The sequence below is a fragment of the Methylophilus sp. Q8 genome, assembly GCF_000800115.1.
GTDB lineage: Bacteria > Pseudomonadota > Gammaproteobacteria > Burkholderiales > Methylophilaceae > Methylophilus.
Genome location: NZ_JUHE01000001.1, coordinates 2,010,084 through 2,034,770 on the forward strand (window position 1 = coordinate 2,010,084; position 24,687 = coordinate 2,034,770).

Here is a 24,687-nt window from a genome sequence, read left to right on the forward strand (position 1 = left end):
TGTCCGGTTTCTGCGCTCCGTACGCCTTGCACTTTATCCCGCTCGCTCATTTATTTCTTTTTATAATTTATGATTAGCGTACGCAGCCAGCACAGCCGCTTTAGCCTGCTCCCGCAAGAAACCCTGCTCGAAGGCCTGGAACGCACCGGCCACGAAGTAGAGTACCAATGCCGGAGTGGTTATTGTGGCGCCTGCCGCGTACGCATGCTCGATGGCGAAGTCGATTACGTTGAATTGCCATTGGCCTTTATCGCCGCCGATGAAATCCTGCCATGCTGCTGCGTGCCCAAGTCTGATTTGTGGCTAGACTGCGAACTCCGGTTCGATTTGCAAAGCTCGCAATTGCAAGATGATATGTTCCCGGCACAGCAATCCCTGTTTGACGAAACCTTACCGTTTGCCGATACACCAGTGAAAAAGCTGCTGAGAAGAAGAGTGGTGAGAAACAACGTGCAGGCCAGCAACCTGCCATTGTTCTAATAAAAAAGGCGCTTGAAACCAAGCGCCTTTTTTAACATATTTAATTCATGCCGCAGCGTTAGGCCGCAACCATTGCATTTTCAGGTTCGGTGCCCGCGCACTTGAGTCCGCCACCAGGCTGCAACTCAAAATCTCGCAGCGCCAATACATCTGCCTAATCTTGGCGTCAGCCTCGTTACGCGACTTGCCAAAAATCTGCAGATTTTCCACCAGCACCCCATTCGCACTGCGAATGGTATACAAATATTTTCCAGACATATCCATCATTTTCAATGTCACCCCGATGATTTTTGATGCAAACGCATCATATTTATTATGATATATCGGTAACATATCAAAGTTTTTTAGGGTTGTATACATTGTAAAGATAGTATTTATATCGTTAATTCAATAATTTAAGCGGTTTTTTGCATAAAACACCTATAATTAACCTGCTAAGTTCACTTCCAAATAGCCGGATTGAAGGTCAGTGATTGACGATCCCGGCGCCAGATAACCTCATGTTGGCCGACTGCCAACCACCAGGTTTGTGTTTCAGGCCTGGGTTTATTCTCGGCGAATGCTTCTGGTGTTAAGACTGCCACACACCACGCTGTTTCTGGATGACGTACGGATTGATACAGAATGCAACCCAACGCAATTTCTCTCGCTACTTGTGCAAAGGCTTGTGTAGGGCCGTAATCGGTTTTATCTAACCAACTCGCATCTGCATCAAAGGGCGGTTTGCGTAAATCCACTGCTTGCGCCTTGAGCGCCACTTGAAATGCGGTATGTGCAACAGGTTCAATATGCGTCAGGGCGGGTGCATCCATTAGAAACCGCCAGCGCCAGTAACCGAGTTCAGCGGCTGCGGTTGCTACCGATTCCGCGCCATAAAACACACCAAGGTCATTTGCACCCCTAAATCGAGAGCCGCCTTTGCGCGTTGGGTAACGAAACGGGGTTGCCAACAGATAGTCCAGCTTTGCCGTCGTGTCAGGATAAGAGGGCTTGCTGTTATCGAGCAATGCTTCAAGAATATTCTGCTCAGCGGCGGTATCGACTACCTTCATGGTAGAAGCTACATGCTGTGCCTCCACCATACGCCAAGCCAAGCCCCGCCAGGCAAATGCCTCAGACGAGACCGCGTGAGGTGTCCAGGTAGTGTACGACACGCACCAAACCTTCTGTTTGTGTGATGAGTTCAATCGGACGCGCATTCAGCGCCAGGTTATTGTTGTTCAACCACACCCGCGCCGTTTCATCATTGCTTACTATCGAATCCAGTGAGCGGAATACGCGCATAAACAACAACGCAAAATCCCATTCTTTACGCTTCTGGTCAAGAATGTATTTGCCATCATACAGCCGCGTAATCGTCGCCGGACTCAAGCCAAGAATCGTCGCCAACATCGCCCGCGAAAGCTGTAATCGCTCGGCAGCACGGCCTACCGCTTTGCTTAATACATGCGCAGCATCGGGTTGAATCGCTGTTTCTTTGATTGCAGTTGTCATCATCTTCGCCATTTTTTTTGGAAATTATATTATTAAAATATTTCCATGGAAAGTATTTGTGCGATGAAAAGGTTATTGTATCTGTGGATAGCTATCTACTAAGATGCTAAAAGCATCGTTACAAGCGACGTCTTTTACGAATTTAAAGATTAGAATCTCTTGTGTTAAAGGCCTTAAAGCAGGAATTTTTAGATGACTAAATTTGACCAAGAGATGGGGTAGTTCAAAGCAGATTTTCTGGTTTCAGTCAAAAGGATAAAGTCTGGAGAAATTACACGTAGCACGTGGTTCGATGTTTCCTGTGTCGTCTCAGCCCGCAATTATGTGGAATTATCGCAAAGCGAAGCGGATTGATGCTTGTGTTGTTTTGCAAGACTTGCCCCCAACTGTGCAATATTAGGAAAAAAGCTTAGTGCCACTTAACAGTATTTTAAAAAAATGACATCGTTTAGAATAACTGAGAATACCAATTAATTTTAATAAAAAATAATTAGGAGTACATGAGATGGAGTTGGAACAAGCAATCAAATATGCTATTGATGGCAATGCACTACTTTTTCTTGGCTCTGGTTTTTCTGTTGATGCAATATCAATATCTGGTGAGCCGTTGCCTACTGGGAGAGCATTAGCAAAAAAACTATCCGGTAAGGTTGATGCTGAAGAAGAGACAGATGACTTAATGATTGCTTCTGATTCTTACATTCAAACCTTTGGAGAAAGCAAAACTGTTGAGTTGTTAGAGCAAGCCTTCAAGGTTAGAAACTTACTACCCCAGCACTTATCAGTCGCATCGCTACCTTGGAAAGCAATTTTTACCACCAACTATGACGATGTTGTTGAGATGGCTTACCGCGAAGCGGGCAAGTCAATTACTGCAATTACTCTCGATTTGGACGGAAATGACTTTACATCAAAGAGTTCTACTTGCGTTCACATAAATGGTTATATTGGGTCGTTAACTAAACAAGCATTAAAAACTAGTTTCAAATTAACAAACTACAGTTACTTGACAGAGGAGTTTAGCAAGTCAAATTGGTCATTCATTTTTCGACGTGAGCTTGAAGCTGCTAAGACAATAATTTTTATAGGCTACTCTTTGTATGACATTGATATAGCTAGAATCTTGAATGAGGATGAGTCACTGAGACAGAAGATTATTTTTATTGAACATAAGGGAAAAGATCCAGAGAAATTAAAAAAGTCTGTTCAAGCTAAATTTGGCAATGTGTTGCCAATTGGAGCAGAAGCTTTTTGGGATAGGTGTAAAGAGATTGAGAAAAGCTATGAAAAGCAAGAGTATTCCCATGAACTCATTTCATTAAGCCGTTTCAATCCTCAGCTTTTACAGAATCATATTCGAGACACAAACTTTTGGTCACTCCTATTATATGGCGCTTATGACTCCAATTTAATTTATACATCCATAATTGCTAACGAACCATACTTCATCCAGAGAAAACAGTGTGCAAAAATTGCTGATTTGATTCAGTTGGATATCAGAGCTGTTTTTGTCTTAGGTGATTTGGGTAATGGTAAGACAATGTCAATGATTGGTGCCGCATGTGTTTTATTTCGACAAGGATACGACATTTACTTTCTCGAAGATGATGTTAGCTTTCATCCCGAGGATATTAGTTATGTCGCTTCTAGTCAGAAAAAAACTATAATTTTTATTGAAAACTATATTCGACATCTTGATGCTCTAAAAACACTTCTGCTTAAGTCTAATGAGAGCATCAAAGTGATTTGCAGTGCCAGAACTACTCTTCATGAAGTAAACACGCATCATCTAACTGAGCTACTTCCGAACCAAGATTACAGTGAGGTATTAATTGATAAAATTGAGAGTGAAGACATCATAGAGATATCGAACTTACTAAGTTCGCATAAGGTATGGGGAGATAGGGACTCTTGGGGCGATGAAAGAAAAATCAGACATATCAGGCATCAATGTAATGAAGAGTTTAGTAGCTTATTACTGGATGTAGTTCGGTCACCAGACATTCAAAAAAGATTCTCAAGTATTTTTTCTGTTTTTAAAGAGAAAAGTGATGTTGGAAGAGTATTTCTTACTGCGGCGACTCTGGCAATTTTGGGCTATGAGAACCCAAAGACTAGTATTATTTCTGAATTAACAAATTCTAATTTTGTTTTTTCGAGTCAATTCAAGAATAATGATGCAGTACTTCAAATCGCAAATATAAGCGGTGGGCAGGTTGTTCCAAGATCTTCAGTTATTGCGAAGTACTCAATGACACACTTTAGTGATGCATCATTTGTTATAGATAATTTAATTGATATAACTATTCGAGCGCACGAGCTTGGCAGCCATATCTCTTCGCAAGGTCAAATTTACTTCAGAATTTATAGGGATCTTGTAACTTTTAGCGTGTTGCAGCCCATGATTCCTGAGAAAAAGCGTAGAGAGTCACTAATAAGGTTTTATGAGGCATTAAAGAATTTATCGTCTGCAAAAAATCATCCGCACTTTTGGCTTCAATATGCTATTGCCAGACTTTCGATGGATACTTTAGAGGATGCAAGGATTGCAAAGTCCTATCTTGAAGCCGCTTACTCTCATGCAAGAAAACGTGATAACTATCATACTAGGCATTTAGACAATGTCAGCGCTCGTTACCATCTAACAATGGCTAGATACCTTAGTGATTCTATTGGAATAATGGAGAATATAATTGCTGCGATAGGTTTGCTTTCAAAAGAGTTGCGAATAGAAAAAACTGATGCACCTTATAAAGTATCAAGGCTTTTTTCTAAAGTCTTCAATGACAAAAAAAATGTACTCACAGAAAAAGAGATAACGTTCATTAGACAGTTTATGCAGTCAGTAATTGATGCGGCTGAAAAACTTCCAGAAAACATTAGAAGTCGAGTATCTGTGAAAGAGTCAATACGAGAAATTACTGAATCTTTAAATGTCTAATGAAGTGAACCAATAAGTCTGGTTATTTATTAAGAGGAAGCAAATCCACAAATTATGCGATTCACGTTATTTTGACTTATGTTTGGTGCAGATCGTTTTGCTGGATGTAAAAACTTCGAGGTCAGGTCTTGCAAAACGACACTCTATCCTTGGTCTGCAGCTTAAATAGGTTATCAACCCATTTGATTGGTATGCGTCAATCTGCTGAATTTAATCGACAGTTTTATATAAACGATTCTGCTGTATGTAGCTGAATACCTGCTGCGGTATTTCAGTGATAATAGTGTCGTCATTTCGACTTAACTGCTCACGAATGAGCGTAGAGGAAATATCTGGTGGGGTAAGCGGCAGAAAGCTGATCAGGCCGCTTGCTTGCGCTGTAAATGTCTCTAGCGCTGCTGCGATATCTACTAACTTACCCTCATGTTCTGGATGCAAGAATAAGGTTTTTTCGCGATCTGCGCGGTGTACGACCAATATATGGCAATAGTCTAATAACTCTAACCAGCGATGCCAGGTGGGTAGTTTTTGGTAACTGTCTTGGCCCATGATCAGGCAGAGTGCCTGGCTTGGAAAGCGGTGGCGCAATAGGTGCAGGGTTTCTATGGTGTACGAAGTGCCTTGGCGGTCTAGTTCGCAGGTATCGAGCACGAATTGCGGGCGGTCTTGTATCGCTAGTTGCACCATCGCGGCGCGGTGTTGTGCTGTGACGGCGGGGGTTTCTTTATGCGGTGGCACGGCAGCGGGAATAACGCGTATTTGTGTGCAGTGCAGGGTGTCGAGCACGGTTTGCGCGAGCACCAAATGTCCGTTGTGGATAGGATTGAAAGTCCCGCCAAAAATGCCTATGAGTTCCATTTCAGCCATTCTTTGGGCGCATCGCGGCGTTGCGCGGTGCTCGAAAACTCGCTGTACTCATGTGTACTATCTCGTTTCCTGCGCTCCGTGCGCCTTGCGCTGCATCCCAAATAATGGCTGAAAGCGACATTAAGCGCGTACGTGGCCGTCACCTAGTACAACATATTTTAACGACGTTAATCCATCTAAACCAACCGGGCCGCGTGCATGCAGTTTGTCGGTCGAAATGCCGATTTCTGCGCCAAAGCCGTATTCAAAGCCATCTGCAAAACGGGTAGAGGCGTTGACCATGACGCTGCTGGAATCGACCTCGCGCAGGAACTGGCGCGCTTTGGTGTAGTTTTCGGTGACAATCGCTTCGGTGTGCTGGCTGGAGTATTTGTTGATGTGTTCAATCGCTTCGTCCACGCCACTAACCACCTTGCACGAAATAATCGAAGCCAGGTATTCGGTGTAATAGTCTTCTTCAGTCGCGGCAATGGCTTGTGGCACGATGGCGCGCGTTTCTTCACAGCCGCGGATTTCCACGCCTTTGCTAATCAGCATCTCGGCCAGTGTTGGTAGGGCGGTTTTTGCAATGCTGCGTGCGACCAGTAATGATTCGGCCGTGTTGCAGGTGCCCAGGCGCTGTGTTTTTGAGTTTTCCAGAATGCGCACGGCTTTGTCTAAATCTGCTTCGTCGTCCACATACACGTGGCAGTTGCCATCCAGGTGTTTGATGACTGGAATGCGTGCATCGTTGCTGATGCGCTCGATGAGGCCTTTGCCACCGCGTGGCACGATGACATCGACATATTGTTTCATGGTGATGAGTTCACCCACGGCCGCGCGGTCTGTGGTTTCAACCACCAGCACGGCGGCTTGTGGCAAGCCTGCTTGTTGCAGGCCTTGATGCACGAGCTTGGCCAGCGCCTGGTTGCAATGGATGGCCTCAGAGCCACCACGCAGAATGCAGGCGTTACCGGATTTGATGCATAAGCCAGCAGCATCGACGGTCACATTTGGACGTGCTTCGTAAATAATGCCGATGACGCCCAGTGGCACACGCATCTGGCCGATCTGAATGCCGGAAGGGCGGTATTTGAAGTTGCTCATTTCGCCAATCGGGTCTGGCAGGCTGGCGATTTGTTCCAGGCCTTCGGCCATGGTCGCGACTGATTTCTCACTCAAGGCCAGACGATCAAGCATGGCGGCTTCCATGCCGTTGGCTTTGGCTGCTTCCAGGTCTTGCTGGTTGGCGGCCAGTAGCGCTTTTTCGTGCTGGCGGATCAGGGCGGCGATATTACGCAGGGCCTGATTCTTGGTGTTGGTGTCGGCTTTTGCCATCAAACGGGAAGCGGCACGTGCCTGCTCACCCAGTTGTTTCATGTAATTTTGAATGTCCATAACCATCATTCTATCTTAAAACCTTAACGAGACCGTGCTGCGGCAGATCTGGCGGATTTATTCGCCGCCATACGCGCAATGCCACTACATAAGCGCGACAGCTCCAGCCAGGCATCGCCATCCCCTACGCCTTTTGCCATGCGGTCTATATCTGACAATTTCTGCAAAGCAGCTTCGATATGTTTTTGCGGTAAAAATTCCAATGCGCGTTTAACCAGTGTCTGGCGATCACCGAATAACCTGGCCTGGCTTAAGGCAGCCTGCACGGCCTGGCCATTTTGCATGGCGAGCCGCACTTGCAATAAGGGGCGGAATAACCACACCAGCGGGTTCATCACGGCGACGGCAGTTTCGCCTTCTTCACGCAGGCCTTCAATAATGCGTAACACGCGACTTTGGTCGCCTTGCAACATGGCTTCGCCGAGTTGCGAGACATCAAAGCGTGCCACATTTAACACACATTGCCGGATGGCATCTTCAGAGAGTGGGCCGGGCGGATAGAGCAAGCCCAGCTTCTGGATTTCCTGGTGCGCAGCCAGTAAATTACCTTCTACCTGCTCGGCAATAAAGCGGCGTGAGGTTTCATCCGCTGTTTGCTGCTGCATGGCCAGGCGTTGCGCAATCCATTCTGGCAGTTGCGGCAGTGGCACCTGGTTGAGCACCAGCAATACGCCGTGTTGTAATAAGGCTTCATACCAGGCGCTGCTGGTCATGTCGCGATCAGGCGCGGGCAGGGTGATGATAATGGTGGTATCAGCAGCGGGCAATTCAGCCACTTGCTGCAAGGCCTTAGCGCCTTCGACGCCGGGTTTGCCGGTAGGAATGTTGATTTCGAGAATGCGTTGCTCGGCAAACAGCGAGAAACTTTGCAAAAACTGGCTGACTTGCGCCCAGTTGAAATAGCGCTCTACGGTAAAGCTGGCACGTTCTTGCGCCCCGTGCTGGCGGGCAGCCGCACGAATCTGGTCGATGGCTTCAGTGATGGAGAGTGGCTCGTCACCCGCCAACACAAACAAATGCTGTTTTGGCGGCAGGTGTTGAGCCAGTTGCGCAGCCTGTATGCGCATGTTTATTGCGCTTTTTTCAGGGCAGACAAGCGGCGCATAATGCCGTTGAGCACGTCTGTTTGCATGCTGTCACTGAGTAGTTTTTGTTCAGCTTGTTTCGCCAACAAGTTTGCATCGTTGTAGGTATAGTCGCGACGGCCTTCCATGATGATAGGCAAGGTCCAGGTAGCGTCGCTGGCGAGTTTTGTGCGGTATTGCACGCGGTAGTAGAGTTCATACTCTCGCACCACACCGGTACCGCTCAGCGACAGAATGCGCTGTTCGTTTTCTTCTTTGAGCAGTTCCAGTTGCAATTCGGCATCTTCAGCATCGGTGACGATTTTAATACCTTGTTCTATCAGTGCTTTTTTGAGTGCCGTATTAATCTGGGTAGTGCCTTTGATTTGCACGGTTTGAAACGCAATTGGCGAAGGTTGGCGTAAATGAAAGCCGCAAGCAGTGAGCATGACCGACAGGGTCAGCACGCTAAACCAGTAAGCCAGATGTCTATGCTTGAGTATGTGCAGCAACGTTCGCTCCTTGCGCTAGGCAACCACAATATTAATCAGTTTGTTAGGCACCACAATGATTTTTTTCACGCTGCCTTCATTGAGGAATTTTTGTACAAAGTCCTGATTAACGGCAGTTGCTTCAATTTGCTCTTTGGCCATGCTTTTTGGGATGCTGATGCTGCCGCGCAGTTTGCCATTTACTTGCACCACATACTCGACTTCGTCTTGCACCAGCGCTGCGTTGGCTGGTTCAGGCCATTTTGCTGTGAGGATATCGGTACCCAGTTTCAGGTTTTGCCACATAACTTGCGTCACGTGTGGCGCAATCGGCGATAGCACGCGCAACAGGATGCTGTAACCTTCATACGCCACGGCTTGCCAGTCTTTCTCGGCTTCTTTTTGCACTTTTTCCAGCGTGTTGAGGATCTTCATACAGGCCGATGCCACGGTGTTGAATTGCAGTTTTGCCAGGTCAACATTGGCTTGTTTCAACACGGTGTGGATTTCGCGTCTGTGATTGGCCAGTTCGCCGATCAGTTTATTTGGCAAGTCGGCTGGCTGGATTTGTGATAAGGCATAGCCAAAGTTCCACACACGCTTCAAGAAGCGATGTGAGCCTTCAACGCCGCTATCTGACCATTCCAGCGTCTGTTCCGGTGGCGCGGCAAACATCATAAAGAAGCGTGCAGTATCGGCGCCGTATTGTTCGATCAGCGATTGCGGGTCGACGCCGTTGCGCTTGGATTTGGACATAGTGCCTATGCCTTGATAGTCAATGGCAGAGCCATCTTTAATCAATTTGGCACCGGTCACTTTACCGTTGGTGTCTTGCACCAGTTCGACTTCTTCTGGAGCGAAGTACTCAATGCCACCTTTGGCCGTGCGGCGCGAGAAAATATGGTTAAGTACCATGCCTTGCGTCAGCAGGTTGGCAAACGGCTCGTCATAATTCACCAGGCCTAGGTCACGCATGACCTTGCTCCAGAAACGTGAATACAGCAGGTGCAGAATCGCATGCTCAATGCCGCCAATATATTGGTCGACGGGCATCCAGTGGTTAGTCTGTGCGTCCACCATGGCATCATTGCTAAAGCCTGACGCATAACGCGCGTAATACCAGCTGGAGTCGACAAAGGTATCCATGGTGTCGGTTTCGCGCTTGGCTGGCTGGCCGCATTTAGGGCAAGCGCAGTTCAGAAAGTCTTCGCGTTTATTGAGCGGATTGCCTGAGCCATCCGGCACACAGTCTTCCGGAAGTTTGACCGGTAGCTGGTCATCCGGCACTGGTACATCGCCACAACTGTCGCAGTGCACGATTGGAATCGGGCAACCCCAGTAGCGCTGACGGGAGACACCCCAGTCGCGCAGGCGCCAGTTGGTTTGTTTGCCGCCCAGGTTCTTCTCGGCCAGGTCAGCGGCCACAGCATCCACGGCTTGGGTGTAACCCAGGTCATTGTATTTGCCTGAATGGATGCATACGCCTTTGGCTTTGTCGCCGTACCATTCTTGCCAGGCACTCAAATCAAAACTTTGGTCGACCACACTGATCACTTGTTTGATCGGCAGGCTATATTTTTTGGCAAAACCAAAATCACGCTCGTCATGCGCTGGCACAGCCATCACGGCGCCTTCGCCGTAGGTCATCAGTACATAATTACCAACCCACACTGGCACCTGTTCGCCGGTAATCGGGTGCGCAACGGTCAGGCCGGTGTCCATGCCTTCTTTTTCCATGGTGGCCATGTCGGCTTCCATGACGGAGCCTTGCTTGCATTTTTCAATGAAAGCTTGCAGCGCTGGATTGTTTTGCGCGGCATGTGTCGCTAATGGATGCTCGGCAGCGACGGCGCAGAAAGTCACGCCCATAATGGTGTCGGCACGGGTGGTGAATACCCACAGTTTGCCGTCGTCAATCAGCTGGTCATCATTATTTTTGATGGTATGCGTAAAGGCAAAACGCACGCCTACGCTCTTGCCTATCCAGTTGGCTTGCATGGTTTTGACACGCTCTGGCCAGCCTGGCAGCTTGTCCAGGTCATCGAGCAATTGCTGGGCATAACCCGTGATGTGCAGGTAATAGCCGGGGATTTCACGTTTTTCAACAAGCGCACCCGTGCGCCAGCCGCGGCCATCAATCACTTGCTCGTTGGCCAAAACCGTCTGGTCGACCGGGTCCCAGTTCACCACCTGGGTTTTTTTGTAGGCAATGCCTTTTTCCAGCATACGCAGGAACAACCATTGGTTCCACTTGTAATAGTCCGGCTGGCAAGTCGCCAGCTCACGCTCCCAGTCAATGGCAAATCCCAGTGATTTCAACTGCTTGCGCATATAGGCAATGTTGTCGTAGGTCCATTGCGCAGGCGGCACGTTATTTTGAATTGCCGCATTTTCTGCTGGCAGGCCAAATGCATCCCAACCCATAGGCTGCAAGACGTTAAAGCCTTTCATGTGGTGATAACGGCTTAAGACGTCACCAATGGTGTAGTTGCGCACATGCCCCATATGCAATTTGCCACTGGGGTAGGGGAACATCGACAAGCAGTAGTATTTGGGCTTGTTGCTATCCGCCTTGGCCTGAAAGCTCAGGTTAGACTCCCAATGTTGTTGTGCCTGTTGTTCGACTTCTTTGAATGGATACTGCTGTTGCATGTGCGTGGCTTGAAAGTAACTAAACGAAGCGACAATTATACCCGAGAACTGATAGGCATGTTTTGCGTTGGCAGGTGTTGCCAGTAGGATGCGAACTCTATTTGGCTGATATCAGCCATGGTCGTTTAAAGTGGGTTGATATAAACCTATTGTGTACCTGGCCAATGCCTTGGAAATGGCATTATTATTTATATAAATATAATTTACGCAATAAAAACATGGGGATAACTTTTATCGTCATGATGCTGGTATCAATATTGCAGCCTTTTCACCTGTTTTTATAACAACAGAAACAGAAGAGGGTGTGACACATGAAGAAAAAAAGTTTGTTGATGGCCACGGTGCTGGCGTTTAATCCCGCCATGGAAGTGCTTGCCGAGGAAAAAGAACGGCAGGATGAAACACTGAATATTTCACCGGTGGTGGTGAAAGGGATTTTGCCTGATCGCCTGGAATCGGTGCCAGGGTCTTATTTCCTGGTTGATGAAAAAGCCCTGCAAGAACGGCGACCATTCTCGGTTCAGGAGGCATTAAGCAATGTGCCTGGGGTACATGTTGTGGGGGAGAACAGTTTTGGCCTGGGCGTTAATATCGGCGTGCGGGGCTTGGATCCGCGCCGAACCTCCCGCACTTTGCTGATGGAGGACGGCATGCCTTTGTTTTTGGCGCCCTATGGTGATCCGGCTGCGCATTACACCACGCCATTGGAGCGTGTGCAGCGTATCGAGATAGTTAAAGGCTCAGGCCAGATTCTATATGGCCCGCAAACGGTGGGTGGCATGATTAATTTTGTGACGCGCCCGGTACCCAGTGATGGCCAGGTGCATGGCAATGTCACTGCCACCTTGGGTAACAATGACTTTACCAGCCTCTATGGCAACATCGGAGCCGGTGATGAGCGCGGTGGTTTGATGATTGATGCCTTGCACAAAAAAGGCGATGGTATTCGTGACAATCATGATTTCGAGATTCAGGAATACACGGCAAAAGGGCAGTTAAATTTATCTGACCGGCATACCTTGATTGCCAAGGCCAGTTATTTCCGTGAGAGCTCGCATGTGACAGAAACCGGACTGGGACTGGTGGAGTACCATGAAGATAAATATCAGGCGCCTACCGGCAAAAATGATGTATTTGAGCACGAGCGTACCACGTTTCAACTACAGCACCTGTTCCAGATCAACCATCAGTTAAAGCTATCTACACAAGCCTACTATGCAAAATCTGAGCGGGCTTCGTTCCGGCAGATTAATGATCCAGGAGGCCTTGGCGGACGCTCTGTGATGGATCGTTGTACAGGACTGGGTGTTGCGACCGAAGCCAATGCCGAACTTTGTGGTGGACGCTGGCGTCCGCGCGAGTTTGAATATTGGGGCATTGAGCCACGGCTGGATGTGCAGCATAGCCTGTTCGGCGTGGAAAGTAATGCTGTTCTTGGTTTCCGTTACCACCGTGAAGATATCCAGCGCAACCAGTTCCGTGGTGGGGATCCCCGTATCCAGAACCAGGAATACGCAGAGGCGTTTGGCGACCATCGCGAGCAGATTCATACCAATGTCGAGGCCAAATCCTATTACGCACAAAATACTTTTTATGTGGGCGAGTGGACGTTTACACCAGGTTTACGTATAGAAGATTTGCGTATCAGGACCGATATCCTGCGTGCCGAAGGTGCCGTGCAAAACAATGTTGAGTCAAAAGATACCAATCACCAGAGCAAAGTGTTGCCAGGATTCGGTGTAACCTGGAATGGCATTTCAAAAACCACTTTGTTTGCCGGTGTGCACAAAGGGTTTGCGCCGCCGCGCCCTGATCGTGATATCCATGCGCCAGGAGGCGCCAATACCGCCGTGGTGGTCAATACCAAGCCGGAGGAAAGCACCAATTGGGAGTTGGGCGCGCGCTCTAACTATATCAAAGGCGTCACCTTTGAAACCACATTGTTCCATACGATTTTTGACGATATTGTGGTGGCGGGCCCGACCTCTGGTTCATTTATCAATGGCGGACAATCGCAGCAAACCGGGGTGGAGCTGGCTGGGCGTATTAACTTTGGACACATATATGACTCGGCACATAATATTTACCTGGCCGGGTCTTATACCAATCTGATCACGGCCAAGTTCAAGAAAACCAATGCGGCAGCAGATGTGTTTAGTGGTGATCGTTTACCGTATGCGCCAAAACACTTGGCATCACTGAGCCTGGGCTATGAGCATCCGGTCGGATTCGATGTACGCATTGGTGTTGATTATGTCAGCGAGCAACAAGAGGATGTTTCTTACCGTGCAGGCCGTTCTGAGGCCGATGTGTTATCAGGCCGTACCGGGCGCATTCCGGCCTATGCGTTGCTGAATGCAACGGCGAATTACCGGCCTGTAGGCAGTCGTGTCTCGTACTTTGTCAGTGCCTATAACCTGGCAGATAAAGAGTACCTGACCAGCCGTGTGGATGGCATGGTGGCCGGGCGTCAACGCCAGGTCTTTGGTGGCATCCGTTACGATTTTTAGTCTGTTGTACCGTCAATAAAAAAGCCCGCATCATGCGGGCTTTTTGCTTTAGCGCAGTTATTTCAATGCGCTAAAAATGTCTTCTTTAATCGCATTCAATTCGCCCAGGCCGTTGACCTTGACGTATTGTGGCGCACCGCTGACACCGGATTTTGCCCAGTCAGAATAGTAACCAATCAGTTGCTCGGTCTGATCGTGATAGACCTGCAAACGCTTCAGTACCACCTCTTCTTTGTCATCATCACGCTGCACCAGTTCTTCACCGGTAACGTCGTCTTTGCCTGCTACTTTTGGTGCGTTGAATTTTACATGGTAAGTGCGGCCAGAAGCTGGGTGGCTACGGCGGCCGCTCATGCGCTCAACAATGGCTTCATCCGGCACGTCGATTTCCACCACGTAATCAATGGCGACGCCTGCGTTTTTCATCGCCTCGGCTTGTGGAATGGTGCGAGGAAAACCGTCAAACAGGAAACCATTGGCACAATCTGCATCTTTAATGCGTTCTTTGACCAGGCCGATAATCACTTCATCTGGCACCAGGCCGCCTGCGTCCATGAATTTTTTGGCTTCCAGACCTAATTGAGTGCCTGCTTTGACTGCTGCGCGCAACATATCGCCAGTGGAAATTTGCGGAATATTGAATTTTTCTTTAATAAAGGTGGCTTGTGTCCCTTTACCGGCACCGGGGGCGCCCAGCAGAATCAAACGCATAACATGCTCCAAAAGTTTGGGTTTTAGTAAAAACAGAATTATATCAGGCTAAACTTTAAATCAGGTTAAGCCAGTGCTGCTTTGCACAAGTTGGCTTAAGCCTGGCCTACCAGATGCTGGTCCGCCAGGTAGTTGCTGATGGCGACAAACTCGGCCACGCTCAGGTTCTCGGCACGTAGCTGCGAATCGATATTCAATGCGCTAAAACCATCATCATCCAGCAAGCCTTTGAGTGTATTGCGCAAGGTTTTGCGGCGTTGACCAAACGCCGCCGTGACCACTTTAGCGAATAAGGCTTCGTCACTGGCAGGATAGGGCAAGGTGTCATAAGGAATGCAGCGCACAAAAGCAGATTCGACTTTAGGCGCCGGGTCGAAGGCTTCGGGCGGCACGGTGACCATGTATTCCATCTGTAAGCGGTATTGCAGCATGACAGACAAACGGCCATATTCTGAGTTGGAAGGCTCAGCCACCATGCGCTCAACCACTTCTTTTTGCAACATAAAGTGCATATCGATGATTTGCGCGGTGTTTTCCAGCAGCTTGAACAGGATAGGGCTGGAGATGTTGTAGGGCAAATTGCCAACCACCCGGATGCGATCGCCTATGTTTGCGAAATCAAACTTCAATACATCTGAATTATGGATGGTGATTTTCTTCGGCGGGTAGAAGCCTTGCATCCACTGAATAATGTCGCGGTCGATTTCAACCACGTGCAAGTGATTCAGGTGCTTGATCAGGGGCTGCGTCATCGCGCCCAGGCCGGGGCCAATTTCGACCATCAGATCATCCGCCTGCGGATGGATGGCGTTAATCAGGCTTTGGATAATGGCTTGGTCAATTAAAAAATTCTGACCAAATTTCTTCTTGGCGATGTGTTTCATGTATTTGAGGTGTGACGTGTGTGTGACAGCGTGATGGCCAACTGTATGGCACTTAGCATACTGCCGAGATCGGCTTTGCCGCTGCCTGCAATATCCAGTGCGGTACCGTGATCAACAGAGGTGCGGATAATGGGTAGCCCCAGGGTCACATTGACCCCTTCGCCAAAGCTGGCGTGTTTGAGTACAGCGAGGCCCTGGTCATGGTACATGGCCAAAAACGCATCGGCTTGTGACAGGTTTTTTTGTGAAAACATAGTGTCGGCCGGTAAGGCGCCGATGAGTTGCATGCCTTCGGCACGCAAGGTATCCAGCACCGGGTTGATGGTGTCGATTTCTTCCATGCCCAGATAGCCGTTTTCACCTGCATGCGGGTTTAGCCCGGCAACAAAGATGCGCGGTTGCGCAATGCCGAATTTATGCACCAGGTCATGATGCAGAATGCGGATGGTGGTGGTGAGTGTGTCGGCGGTAATGGCGGCACTGACCTGGGTCAGTGGTAAATGCGTGGTTGCCAGTGCGACGCGCATGCCACCACCGACCAGCATCATCACCACTTGGGCCGTCCGGGTTTTTTCCGCCAGGTATTCGGTATGGCCAGTAAATGCAATGCCTGCATCATTGATCACGCCTTTGTGTACGGGGGCGGTGACCATGGCATCAAATTCACCGGATTGGCAACCTGCCAGTGCGCGGTCCAGCATGCTTAACACCGCTGCACTGTTGGCCGGGTCGAGTGCACCAGCAACCACGGGTGCAGCCGTTTGCACCGGCAGTATATACAGGCTGCCATCGCCCGCATGTGGCGGCAACGTTTCGGTATATGTATGCAATGTTAAGGGCGTCGCTAATTGCGCTGCTCTTGCCTGTAGTGCGACGGGGTCTGCCAACACCACCAGTGCGGCAGGCATGGCTGTGTGGGCGAGTGTGACGCAGATGTCCAGCCCGATACCAGCAGGTTCGCCAGCAGTGATGGCAATACGTGGCAAGCGGTTCATGCGTTTAGCAGCGGTTGTTTAGAACTTGTCTTCAAGACGCATCTCGACGAAAGCCTTGTCGCGCAGCTCGTGTATCCAGTCGTTGTATGACTCTTCGGCTTTGCGCGCACGGATTTCCTGGCGTGCTTTTAAACGTTTGGATTCTTTAGACATATCCTGTTTGCGGCGTTCAAGCACTTGAATCACATGCCAGCCAAACTGGCTGCGGATTGGTGCACTGACTTCGTTCACTGCCAGCTCGGCCATGGTTTTTTCAAACACAGGCACGGTGTCACCCGGACTGATCCAGCCCAGGTCGCCGCCACTGGAAGCACTGCCATCGTCTGAGTATTGGCGTGCCATGTCCTGGAACGGTGTGCCATGGTCTATGCGCTCCTTGATGCCGTCAATTTTTTGCTTGGCTTCTTTGTCAGACAAGACTTCATTGGGCTTTAGCAGAATGTGGCGCACATGGGTTTGCTCAACAATCAGGGTGCTGGCACCTGCGCGTCTGTCATTCAGTTTAAGGATATGTACGCCGGTACCACTGCGGATTGGACGTGAGACGCCACCCGCTTGCAATGTTTTAACCAGTTCCAGAAACTGGGCTGGCATTTGCTGACCGCTGCGCCAGCCTAAACTACCGCCATCCAGCGCGTTAGGCGCATCTGAAAAATTGGCAGAGGCTTTTTCAAAGCTCATGCCTTCAGCCAGCGCTTTAGTAATTTGTTCCGTGCGTGCTCTGGCTTTTTGAATGTCTTCTGGCGAACTGTCTTCCGGCAGGCGAACCAGGATTTGCGAGATATTGAACTCATCCAGATCGCCTTCTTTCTCTTGTGTCGTTAAATAGTTGTCAATTTCGGCTTCGGAAATATTCACCTTGTTGTCTACATCGCGCTCGCGCAGGCGGGCAAGAATAATGTCATTGCGGATGTCTTCACGAAACTTGTAAAACTGCGTTCCGTCTTCCTCCAGCGCTTTTTTAAAGGCAGGCAAGGTCAGGTTGTTTTGTTCGGCAATCCGTTCAATTGTTTTGTCCAGTTGTGCATCTTCGACTTTAATACCGGTTTGGGCGGCCAGTTGCAGTTGCAGGCTATCGACGATCAGGCGTTCCAGAATCTGCTTTTGCAGTACCTCGTCAGGCGGCACTTCAACGCCTTTTTTAATCATTTGTGTCTTGACTGATTCCATGCGGTTCAGCATTTCCCGTTCCGTAATGACGGATTGGTCGACCACCGCAATGATGCGATCCATTTTTTCAATCGGACGTTTTTCTGCGGCAAATAGTGTTGTTGATTGCGATGCGTACAGCGCAAACACCATCGTGGAGATAAGGAAATTAGATAAACGTTTCATCATTGCGCGTTCTGGTCTCTGTAAATTGCCGGGATATCATAGGTGCGCATATAGGTTGGAATATTGCGCTTGATCACATTTAACGGGTTGGCACCAATCGAGGTCAACCCACCGAGTTCGAGTTGGAAAAACATGGCATAGTTCGCGTTGGCCGTCGCTGTTTGTACACGTTGCATGACTGCGCGGGCCTGCCAGCAACCGGCATCATATTCTAATCCACCCAGGAATTGCACCGCGTTGCCATCGCGGATCGAGTAGTTAAGGCGGCTGATACCGTACCAACCAGCGCCTAATGGCCATTGGGCTGAAGTGTCGAATTGTTCGAGTGTGTTGGCGGTGTATCGATAACCAAAGCTGAATGACTTACCTGGCTCTGGATTGTAGCGTAGCAAGTAGTTATTACGCTCCATGTTGCCGCGGTCCGGGTCATACTGCCAGAACGTGTCCAGGTTTAAGCGGCTCGAAAGACGCGCTGTAAATCCGGCGAGAATGTCTGATGATTTGCGGGAACTTGGGGTCGTGCTTGGCAGCGAGACTTGCAGATCATCAAAATAAAAACGCTGCCCCAACGTGGCGCTTAAACGTTCAATCCCGGTTTCGCTATCAATCAGGCGACTGGTCAGGGCCACTGTCATTTGATTGGCATTATTGATGCGGTCATCACCACTAAACTGGTTTTCATAGAAAATCGAGTTCTGGTTGAGGGTGTTGAGTGAAGTATCAAAAATCGGGATTTTGCTCTGGTCGCGATATGGAATGTACACATAGTAAGCGCGTGGCTCCAGGGTATGCGTATAGTTCGTGTCAAATAAACTGGTTTCACGGTCAAAATACAAACCTGAGTCCAGGCTGACGATAGGCAATGTGCGGTTCAACTGGTTGTATTCTTGCGAATATCCCAAGGGCACATTGTTACTCAGGCTGTATTGCGTTGTTTGAATCCCGACTTTAGGCGTGATGAAGCCATAAGCATTTTTCATCGGGTAAGAAATGGATGGGTAGAGGCTCAAACGACTACCTGAAGGCTTGTCAATCATGCCATCCATGGTCTGGAAATTGACGTATTGTGCGCCAGTTTGGGTTTTGAAACCTTTCCATTCATCGTTGTATGAAAATGTCAGCTGCGGCAACCGTTGGTAAACATAGGAGACGTCATCCAGGTTTTGATAACGCTGCACCGTGCCATTAAACGTCACATGCTCACTGTTATAGTTAACAAATGCACTTTGTTGCAAATTCACGCGTGAAGTGACCTGAATTCTGGTTGCCATCTCGGAGAAATAGGTGTTGTCTGAGACCTTTTCCAGGTTATAACCACCTGACCAATGGTCGCTGAAGCGTTGCAAGTGCGATAGCCTGGCGTAAAAACGCGTTTGATCCGTCAGGCTGTCTTTATCCAGGTACTCAAGGTTGTTGATGCCTGAGTAATCTTCATCCAGATAGCGAAATTCGCCCTGTAGTTGCACACCACGTTTACTGAGGAAGCGGGTGGCGATCGTCGCATCCATATCTGGCCGGATATTAATATAGTAGGGGGTGAGCAACTCGAAGCCGCTTCTGGAAGTGGTTCCCCACAGTGGTGCCAGTAAGCCACTTTTACGCTGGTTGTTATACGAGAAGCTCATCCACGGTGTATAAAGAATAGGCACGCCTTTGAACTCAACATATGCATTGGTGGCTTCGCCAGTCCGTGTGTAGTCATTGAGTTCAAGATTGTTGGTTTTGATATACCAGTCATCTACGTCAGCGGCACACGAGGTGTAGCTGGCTTTTTTCAGGCGTTTGATATTCTGGCCTTCAAACAATACTTGTTTTGCGGTGGCGCGAATATTATCAAAAGAGCTGGTTGTTTTTTGGGTGCTGTAAGACTGGTTGTCTTCCAGGTATCTTTTAGGGTCACTGAGCAAAATCGCCTGATCGCTCAATAGTGGACTGCTATCCTGGTTGCTAGGTGGCGGTTGGCTGCTTTTAAACTCAATAGTGACATCTCGCATTTCACCAATATTTTCGCTCATGCGCATACGCAACATCGGGCCCGTAATTTTGGTTTGCCCGGCTGTAATCACCGCGTTACCGTCCACTTGCAGTTCGTCATTCTGGATGTCGTAGCGGATATCATCCCCGGTGACTTGCTGGCCTTCTTTGCGGATCACCGCGTTGCCTATGGCGCGCATTTGGCGGTCCATGCGCAGTTGCAAGGTGTCGCCTTCAATTTCAATCGCACCGGGCAAGGTGGTGTTTTCCGCCACTACTATAAGTGGTGCTTCAGCCTGATCATCCGCGCGCGCATGCACAGGCGCCAGCGTGCCGATGGCGGTGAGCGCCAAAATCAGACGGATGCCGCGTTCCTGAAAAGTGGATGAGTGAGCTTGCAAATTATTCAAAGAGTGATCGTTTCGGTAAGGCCTGCTAATGGCCGACGTTTGTATGCACGCATCCCGGACCATACGGCCAGATGTCCCGTTTCAATTGGGCTATATTATTCATGAAAATGCTTAAAAAGTCATTTTTCACTTAAAATGACAGCCGCATTTTAACAGTAATGCCCGGTAGTATGGGCCGATTCATTATTTGGGAACATTTGTGGATAGAACACAGCAACTACAACAATGGCTACAGCAGGTGCTCGATCAGCCTTTTACACTCACTACGGCTTCGGCAGACGCCAGTTTCAGGCGTTATTTCCGCGTGCATTTGCCGACGCAAACCCTGATTGCCATGGATGCGCCACCGCCGCAGGAAGACTGTCGCCCGTTTGTGCGCGTGGCTGAGCAACTGTTGGCCGCCGGGCTCAATGTGCCCAAGATCGTGGCGCAAGACGTTACGCAAGGCTTTTTGTTGCTAAGCGATCTCGGTAACGACACCTATCTGTCGCAACTGAATCGTGACAACGCCAAGGCTTTATATGGCGATGCTTGCCAGGCCCTGATCAAGATGCAACTGGCAACACAGCCAGACGCGTTGCCAGCATATGATGCAGCCTTGCTGATGCGCGAATTGCAATTGTTCCCGGAGTGGTATGTGAGCAAGCATTTAGGTAAAACGCTGACGGCAGAGCAGCAGGCCGTGATGGATAAGACGTTTGGCTTGCTGATCGACAATATTTTGCAGCAACCGCAAGTGACGGTGCACAGGGATTATCACTCGCGCAACCTGATGGTGACCACGGATAATAACCCGGGTGTGCTGGATTTTCAGGATGCCGTCATCGGGGCCATTACCTACGACCTGGCGTCTTTGTTCAAAGATGCCTATATCCGCTGGGACGAAGAAGAACTGATGGACTGGGTAGTACGTTACTGGCAGTCTGCTAAAAAAGCTGGCTTACCAGTCACTGCCGATTTTGGCGAATTTTATAAAGATTTTGAGTGGATGGGCGTGCAGCGCCATATCAAGGTGCTGGGTATTTTTGCCCGTTTGTATCATCGTGATGGTAAAGATGGCTATCTTAAGGATATGCCGCTAGTGATGCAGTATTTGCAGGCAGCGTGCGAACGCTATGTCGAACTGCGGCCATTTTTAAGGTTGCTGTTGGCCTTGGAAAAGGCAGCATAAATCATGCGGGCAATGATCCTGGCGGCAGGGCGTGGCGAAAGGATGCGGCCACTGACCGACCATACGCCCAAACCGTTGCTAATGGTCGGTGGCAAGCCACTGATTGTGTGGCATATCGAGCGATTGGCGCGGGCCGGTTTTACTGAGTTAGTGATTAATCATGCACATTTGGGGCAGCAGATTGAAGCCGCATTGCGCGATGGTGCGCAATGGCAGGTGCATATCCGTTATAGCGCTGAGCCGCAGGCTCTGGAGACAGCAGGTGGCATTGCGAATGCCTTGTCTTTGTTGGGGGATGAGCCGTTTTTGGTGGTGAATGGGGATGTGTTTACCGATATTGATTATGCCAGCCTGCATTTGCCAGCCGGTAAATTGGCGCATCTGGTCATGGTGGATAATCCACCGCAGCATGCGAGTGGTGACTTTGGCCTGGAAAACGGACTGGTGCTAGAATCTGCCGGGCATCGCCTCACTTTTTCGGGCGTAGGTGTCTATCATCCTGTGCTATTCGAGAGTGTGCCCCCTGGGCAGGCGGCCAAATTGGCCCCGTTGTTAAAAGCTGCGATGCAACAGCAACGCGTGACCGGACAACATCACTTGGGTTTGTGGCATGATATCGGTACACCGGAGCGTTTAGATCAGCTCGATCATTGGCTACATAAAAAGACAAATCAGGGGGAATAATGAAGCCGCCTTATGAACATCGTACCGATAAAATCGCCCATCAGGCGTTGATGTGGATAGAGCGGTTGGGGCTAGGCTTAGTGACCATCGCTACTTTTTTCTCGCTGGCGCACGAATTGGCGCGCATGTGGGACGCAGGTATGGTCGGTCTCGGTGATTTGCTGCAGCTGTTTTTATATCTGGAAGTGTTCTCCATGATTAACAGTTATTTTGGCACCGGTAAACTGCCCATGCGTTATCCGATTTATATCGCCATGGTGGCTTTGGCTCGCTATTTATTGCTGGATATGAAGGAAATGACAGAGACACATATGTTAGCGGTGTCTGCTGCCATTCTGATATTGGCGATTTCCGTATTGGTGATGCGCTTTGGGCATTCGCGTTATCCCTATGAGGATATCCCTGAACAGAAACGCGATTTGCTTTAAAGCCATCAGGCGGCTGCAAGCTCTCCGTTTAACAGGGTGACCTGGTTACGGCCTTGTGCCTTGGAGGTATACAGCGCCTGGTCGGCACGGGTGATAAAGCTGTCGGCAGATTCCCCAGGATGGTAAGCGGTGACGCCCATGGAAATGGTAATGTTGGAAATCAGCCGCTGGGTGACATTGTTTTTAATGGTGATGGCGGCGACCTGGCGACGAATATTCTCTGCAATTTCGTGTGCAATATCCATACTTGTGTGCGGCAGCAACAGGACAAATTCTTCACCACCGTAGCGGGCAGCGGTGTATAAATTGCCAGACACGGTTTTTAATATCCTGGCCACGGCTTGAATTACTTTATCGCCGAATAAATGTCCGTAGCTGTCATTCACTTTTTTAAAGAAATCAATATCGGCAATCATCAGGCATGTTTCTTCAGCGGGCCCGGTGTCAAGGCATTGATGCAATGCGCTATCAAATCCTTTACGGTTCATCAGCCCGGTCAGACCATCCGAGATCGCCTCTTGCTTGGCTTTCATAATCTCGTTTTTCAGGTCAGCGATTTCTTCCAGGCTAGAGGTTAGTTGATGCTGTAAACCATGCATGGAGGTTTGCATGTGTTGGGTGTCAGACAGCAAAGAGCCTAATTGCGCCCCTAGCTGCGGATCCAGTTGTTGAATCTCATCAGACCAGGCGTCGAGTGACTTTCTAAACTGTGAGGTCTCTTGCCCGGCTTTTTCTGTGGAAGAGGTGATACTGGTCACCACCTGGTTGAAGCGCTCCACCAGTACCTTGGCACTATCGGCATCGGCACCGGCAATATGTTTGTTAAACAGGTGGGTAGTGCTCTTTTCGTTAAGTCTTTTCTCTTTCTCAATCAAGTCATTCACTTCTTCAATCAGGCGCACATGTTCGCCCGAGGAATATTCATACCAGACCGCGTAGCTGACCGGATGAAAAGCCGCATCCTGCATCGACATATGATGGATGGCTTGTCGCAGATATTCTGCACTTTTTTCTTTAGTAATTTCGTATTGCATCATGGCCTCTCGCGATGTTAAATTCAACGCAAAGAATCTTCTTATTGTTAAGTATTCAAACGTACTCAAGGGGAATAACGGCTGGCGGCGGGATTTTTTTAGGGCCGTTGTGAAATAAAGCTTAAAAATAGTGGATTGTGCTTAAAATAATGTATTGCTCATCCCTATTGTTCCCATGAAAAAAGAAGATCTGATGCAGTTGGTTACCCTCAAAATGCCTTATGGCAAATATCAGGGCAGGCTGATCGCCGACTTGCCGGGCCATTATCTGCACTGGTTTGCACGTGAGGGTTTTCCGCCAGGCGAACTAGGTCGCTTGTTGCACCTCATGCGTGAAATTGACCACAATGGCTTGTCATCGCTATTAACGCCGCTACGTGCCGAGGTGGCGAAACCTCATGATTAAGCATTGGCTGATGGTTTTTCTGTTGCCGTGCCTCATGCTGGCAGCATCGGCATTCGCAGCAGAAGCCTGGCAATCCCCAGCGTATTTACAGCAGGCATTCAATGAGGTGGCGCTGCATAGTGAATATATTGCGGGCGAGCAAGTCGTGCGCAAATGGCAGCAGCCGGTCAAGGTATGGTTAGTGCATCATGCAGACCAGGCTGACAAACACACGAAACTTACGCGCTATCATTTACACCATTTGTCGCAAATTACCGGTCACCCGATCAGTTTTGCAGCTAGCGCAGCAGAAGCTAATATGACAGTCGTGTTTAGCCAGTCTGCCCTGTGGCATCAAGAAGTTGCACAAGTAAGTGGCAATAAAAGCAGGCCACCACCCGCCGATGCCATATGTATGTTCGGCCTCACCCTCGATGCACAACATGCCATCAAGCGCGCCTGGGTGGTGATTCCTGTCGACCATGCGAATGAGCGTGGTTCGCTGGTATCTTGTATTGTGGAAGAGATCACGCAGGCCATGGGCTTGCCGAATGACTCAGAGAAAGTGTATCCCTCGGTATTTAACGATAAAACGCCGGAGTCATTATTAACCGGCCTCGATGCTTTGTTGTTGAAGATGCTGTATTTGCCTGCGATCAAACCCGGCATGCGCGCCGGGCAGGTGCAGCCTATCCTAGCGCACCAACTGCAGCAATGGCAGGATGATGGCACGCTGCAAAATGCCGAAAAAAATGTCAGGCAATCTGAGTTATATGACATGATGGGCTTCTGACCGCATT

Annotated in this window: 22 protein-coding genes; 8 read left to right on the plus strand and 14 right to left on the minus strand. The window is 49.0% G+C overall.

Annotated features, from left to right (window positions below):
• Window positions 1-69 precede the first annotated feature (69 nt).
• Window positions 70-480, plus strand: coding sequence for a class I ribonucleotide reductase maintenance protein YfaE (gene yfaE / locus GQ52_RS09695; RefSeq protein WP_047517204.1), 411 nt, complete (start codon window positions 70-72; stop codon window positions 478-480).
• A gap of 45 nt (window positions 481-525) precedes the next feature.
• On the opposite strand, the gene GQ52_RS09700 is transcribed toward yfaE, so the two are convergent.
• The 3 genes from GQ52_RS09700 to GQ52_RS09710 form a co-directional block, all read right to left on the minus strand.
• Entirely contained in the window at window positions 526-738 is a 213-nt protein-coding gene (locus GQ52_RS09700; RefSeq protein ID WP_235273118.1) for a hypothetical protein, read from the minus strand.
• A 182-nt stretch (window positions 739-920) separates the two neighbouring features.
• On the minus strand, window positions 921-1,634 hold the full coding sequence (locus tag GQ52_RS09705; RefSeq protein ID WP_235273119.1) for an RES family NAD+ phosphorylase: 714 nt from the start codon (window positions 1,632-1,634) through the stop codon (window positions 921-923).
• Entirely contained in the window at window positions 1,594-1,977 is a 384-nt protein-coding gene (locus GQ52_RS09710; protein ID WP_235273120.1) for an antitoxin Xre-like helix-turn-helix domain-containing protein, read from the minus strand. Before GQ52_RS09710 ends, GQ52_RS09705 begins: the two co-directional genes overlap by 41 nt.
• A 502-nt stretch (window positions 1,978-2,479) precedes the next feature.
• Here GQ52_RS09710 and GQ52_RS09715 point away from each other — a divergent pair.
• Window positions 2,480-4,915 (plus strand): SIR2 family protein, encoded by a 2,436-nt coding sequence (locus GQ52_RS09715; RefSeq protein WP_047517209.1) that lies wholly within the window; start codon window positions 2,480-2,482, stop codon window positions 4,913-4,915.
• A 210-nt stretch (window positions 4,916-5,125) separates the two neighbouring features.
• On the opposite strand, the gene nadD is transcribed toward GQ52_RS09715, so the two are convergent.
• The 5 genes from nadD to leuS all read right to left on the minus strand — a co-directional run bounded on the left by nadD (window position 5,126) and on the right by leuS (window position 11,366).
• The gene (nadD, locus tag GQ52_RS09720; RefSeq protein ID WP_047517211.1) at window positions 5,126-5,773 is read right to left on the minus strand and encodes a nicotinate-nucleotide adenylyltransferase; all 648 of its coding nucleotides are present in this window, start codon (window positions 5,771-5,773) and stop codon (window positions 5,126-5,128) included.
• A gap of 129 nt (window positions 5,774-5,902) precedes the next feature.
• Window positions 5,903-7,159 carry a glutamate-5-semialdehyde dehydrogenase gene (locus GQ52_RS09725; protein ID WP_047517213.1) on the minus strand — a complete coding sequence of 419 codons (1,257 nt, stop codon included), beginning with the start codon at window positions 7,157-7,159 and terminating at the stop codon, window positions 5,903-5,905.
• A 23-nt stretch (window positions 7,160-7,182) separates the two neighbouring features.
• On the minus strand, window positions 7,183-8,226 hold the full coding sequence (gene holA, locus GQ52_RS09730; RefSeq protein WP_047517215.1) for a DNA polymerase III subunit delta: 1,044 nt from the start codon (window positions 8,224-8,226) through the stop codon (window positions 7,183-7,185).
• A 2-nt stretch (window positions 8,227-8,228) separates the two neighbouring features.
• Window positions 8,229-8,735: an LPS assembly lipoprotein LptE gene (gene lptE / locus GQ52_RS09735; RefSeq protein ID WP_047517217.1), complete on the minus strand. Its 507-nt coding sequence runs from the start codon at window positions 8,733-8,735 to the stop codon at window positions 8,229-8,231.
• Between the two features lie 15 nt (window positions 8,736-8,750).
• Entirely contained in the window at window positions 8,751-11,366 is a 2,616-nt protein-coding gene (gene leuS / locus GQ52_RS09740; RefSeq protein WP_047517224.1) for a leucine--tRNA ligase, read from the minus strand.
• 311 nt (window positions 11,367-11,677) lie between these two features.
• Between leuS and GQ52_RS09745 the strand changes: the two genes are divergently transcribed.
• On the plus strand, window positions 11,678-13,876 hold the full coding sequence (locus GQ52_RS09745; RefSeq protein WP_047517226.1) for a TonB-dependent receptor domain-containing protein: 2,199 nt from the start codon (window positions 11,678-11,680) through the stop codon (window positions 13,874-13,876).
• A gap of 57 nt (window positions 13,877-13,933) precedes the next feature.
• Here GQ52_RS09745 and adk read toward each other — a convergent pair whose 3' ends face one another.
• The 5 genes from adk to GQ52_RS09770 form a co-directional block, all read right to left on the minus strand.
• Entirely contained in the window at window positions 13,934-14,587 is a 654-nt protein-coding gene (gene adk, locus GQ52_RS09750; RefSeq protein WP_019882827.1) for an adenylate kinase, read from the minus strand.
• Between the two features lie 95 nt (window positions 14,588-14,682).
• Window positions 14,683-15,471, minus strand: a complete 789-nt coding sequence (rsmA, locus tag GQ52_RS09755) for a 16S rRNA (adenine(1518)-N(6)/adenine(1519)-N(6))-dimethyltransferase RsmA (RefSeq protein ID WP_047517229.1) — start codon at window positions 15,469-15,471, stop codon at window positions 14,683-14,685.
• On the minus strand, window positions 15,468-16,466 hold the full coding sequence (gene pdxA / locus GQ52_RS09760) for a 4-hydroxythreonine-4-phosphate dehydrogenase PdxA (RefSeq protein ID WP_047517232.1): 999 nt from the start codon (window positions 16,464-16,466) through the stop codon (window positions 15,468-15,470). The genes rsmA and pdxA overlap by 4 nt, the downstream gene beginning before the upstream one ends.
• Before the next feature lie 18 nt (window positions 16,467-16,484).
• Complete coding sequence (locus GQ52_RS09765) at window positions 16,485-17,804, minus strand: peptidylprolyl isomerase (RefSeq protein WP_369798327.1); 1,320 nt, start codon at window positions 17,802-17,804, stop codon at window positions 16,485-16,487.
• Complete coding sequence (locus GQ52_RS09770; RefSeq protein WP_047517238.1) at window positions 17,801-20,185, minus strand: LPS-assembly protein LptD; 2,385 nt, start codon at window positions 20,183-20,185, stop codon at window positions 17,801-17,803. Before GQ52_RS09770 ends, GQ52_RS09765 begins: the two co-directional genes overlap by 4 nt.
• A 199-nt stretch (window positions 20,186-20,384) precedes the next feature.
• On the opposite strand from GQ52_RS09770, the gene GQ52_RS09775 reads away from it, so the two are divergent.
• Genes GQ52_RS09775 through GQ52_RS09785 form a run of 3 tightly spaced genes read left to right on the plus strand, consistent with a single transcriptional unit; the run spans window position 20,385 to window position 22,468 of the window.
• Window positions 20,385-21,356: an aminoglycoside phosphotransferase family protein gene (locus GQ52_RS09775; RefSeq protein ID WP_047517242.1), complete on the plus strand. Its 972-nt coding sequence runs from the start codon at window positions 20,385-20,387 to the stop codon at window positions 21,354-21,356.
• A gap of 3 nt (window positions 21,357-21,359) precedes the next feature.
• Window positions 21,360-22,040: an N-acetylmuramate alpha-1-phosphate uridylyltransferase MurU gene (gene murU / locus GQ52_RS09780; protein WP_047517244.1), complete on the plus strand. Its 681-nt coding sequence runs from the start codon at window positions 21,360-21,362 to the stop codon at window positions 22,038-22,040.
• Window positions 22,040-22,468, plus strand: a complete 429-nt coding sequence (locus GQ52_RS09785; protein WP_019882820.1) for a phosphate-starvation-inducible protein PsiE — start codon at window positions 22,040-22,042, stop codon at window positions 22,466-22,468. Before murU ends, GQ52_RS09785 begins: the two co-directional genes overlap by 1 nt.
• A gap of 5 nt (window positions 22,469-22,473) precedes the next feature.
• On the opposite strand, the gene GQ52_RS09790 is transcribed toward GQ52_RS09785, so the two are convergent.
• Complete coding sequence (locus tag GQ52_RS09790; RefSeq protein ID WP_047517247.1) at window positions 22,474-23,505, minus strand: GGDEF domain-containing protein; 1,032 nt, start codon at window positions 23,503-23,505, stop codon at window positions 22,474-22,476.
• Window positions 23,506-23,677: 172 nt separating this feature from the next.
• Between GQ52_RS09790 and GQ52_RS09795 the strand changes: the two genes are divergently transcribed.
• Both GQ52_RS09795 and GQ52_RS09800 read left to right on the plus strand, forming a co-directional pair.
• Window positions 23,678-23,908: a DUF3820 family protein gene (locus tag GQ52_RS09795; RefSeq protein ID WP_047517250.1), complete on the plus strand. Its 231-nt coding sequence runs from the start codon at window positions 23,678-23,680 to the stop codon at window positions 23,906-23,908.
• On the plus strand, window positions 23,901-24,680 hold the full coding sequence (locus GQ52_RS09800) for a DUF2927 domain-containing protein (RefSeq protein ID WP_047517253.1): 780 nt from the start codon (window positions 23,901-23,903) through the stop codon (window positions 24,678-24,680). The genes GQ52_RS09795 and GQ52_RS09800 overlap by 8 nt, the downstream gene beginning before the upstream one ends.
• Window positions 24,681-24,687 lie beyond the last annotated feature (7 nt).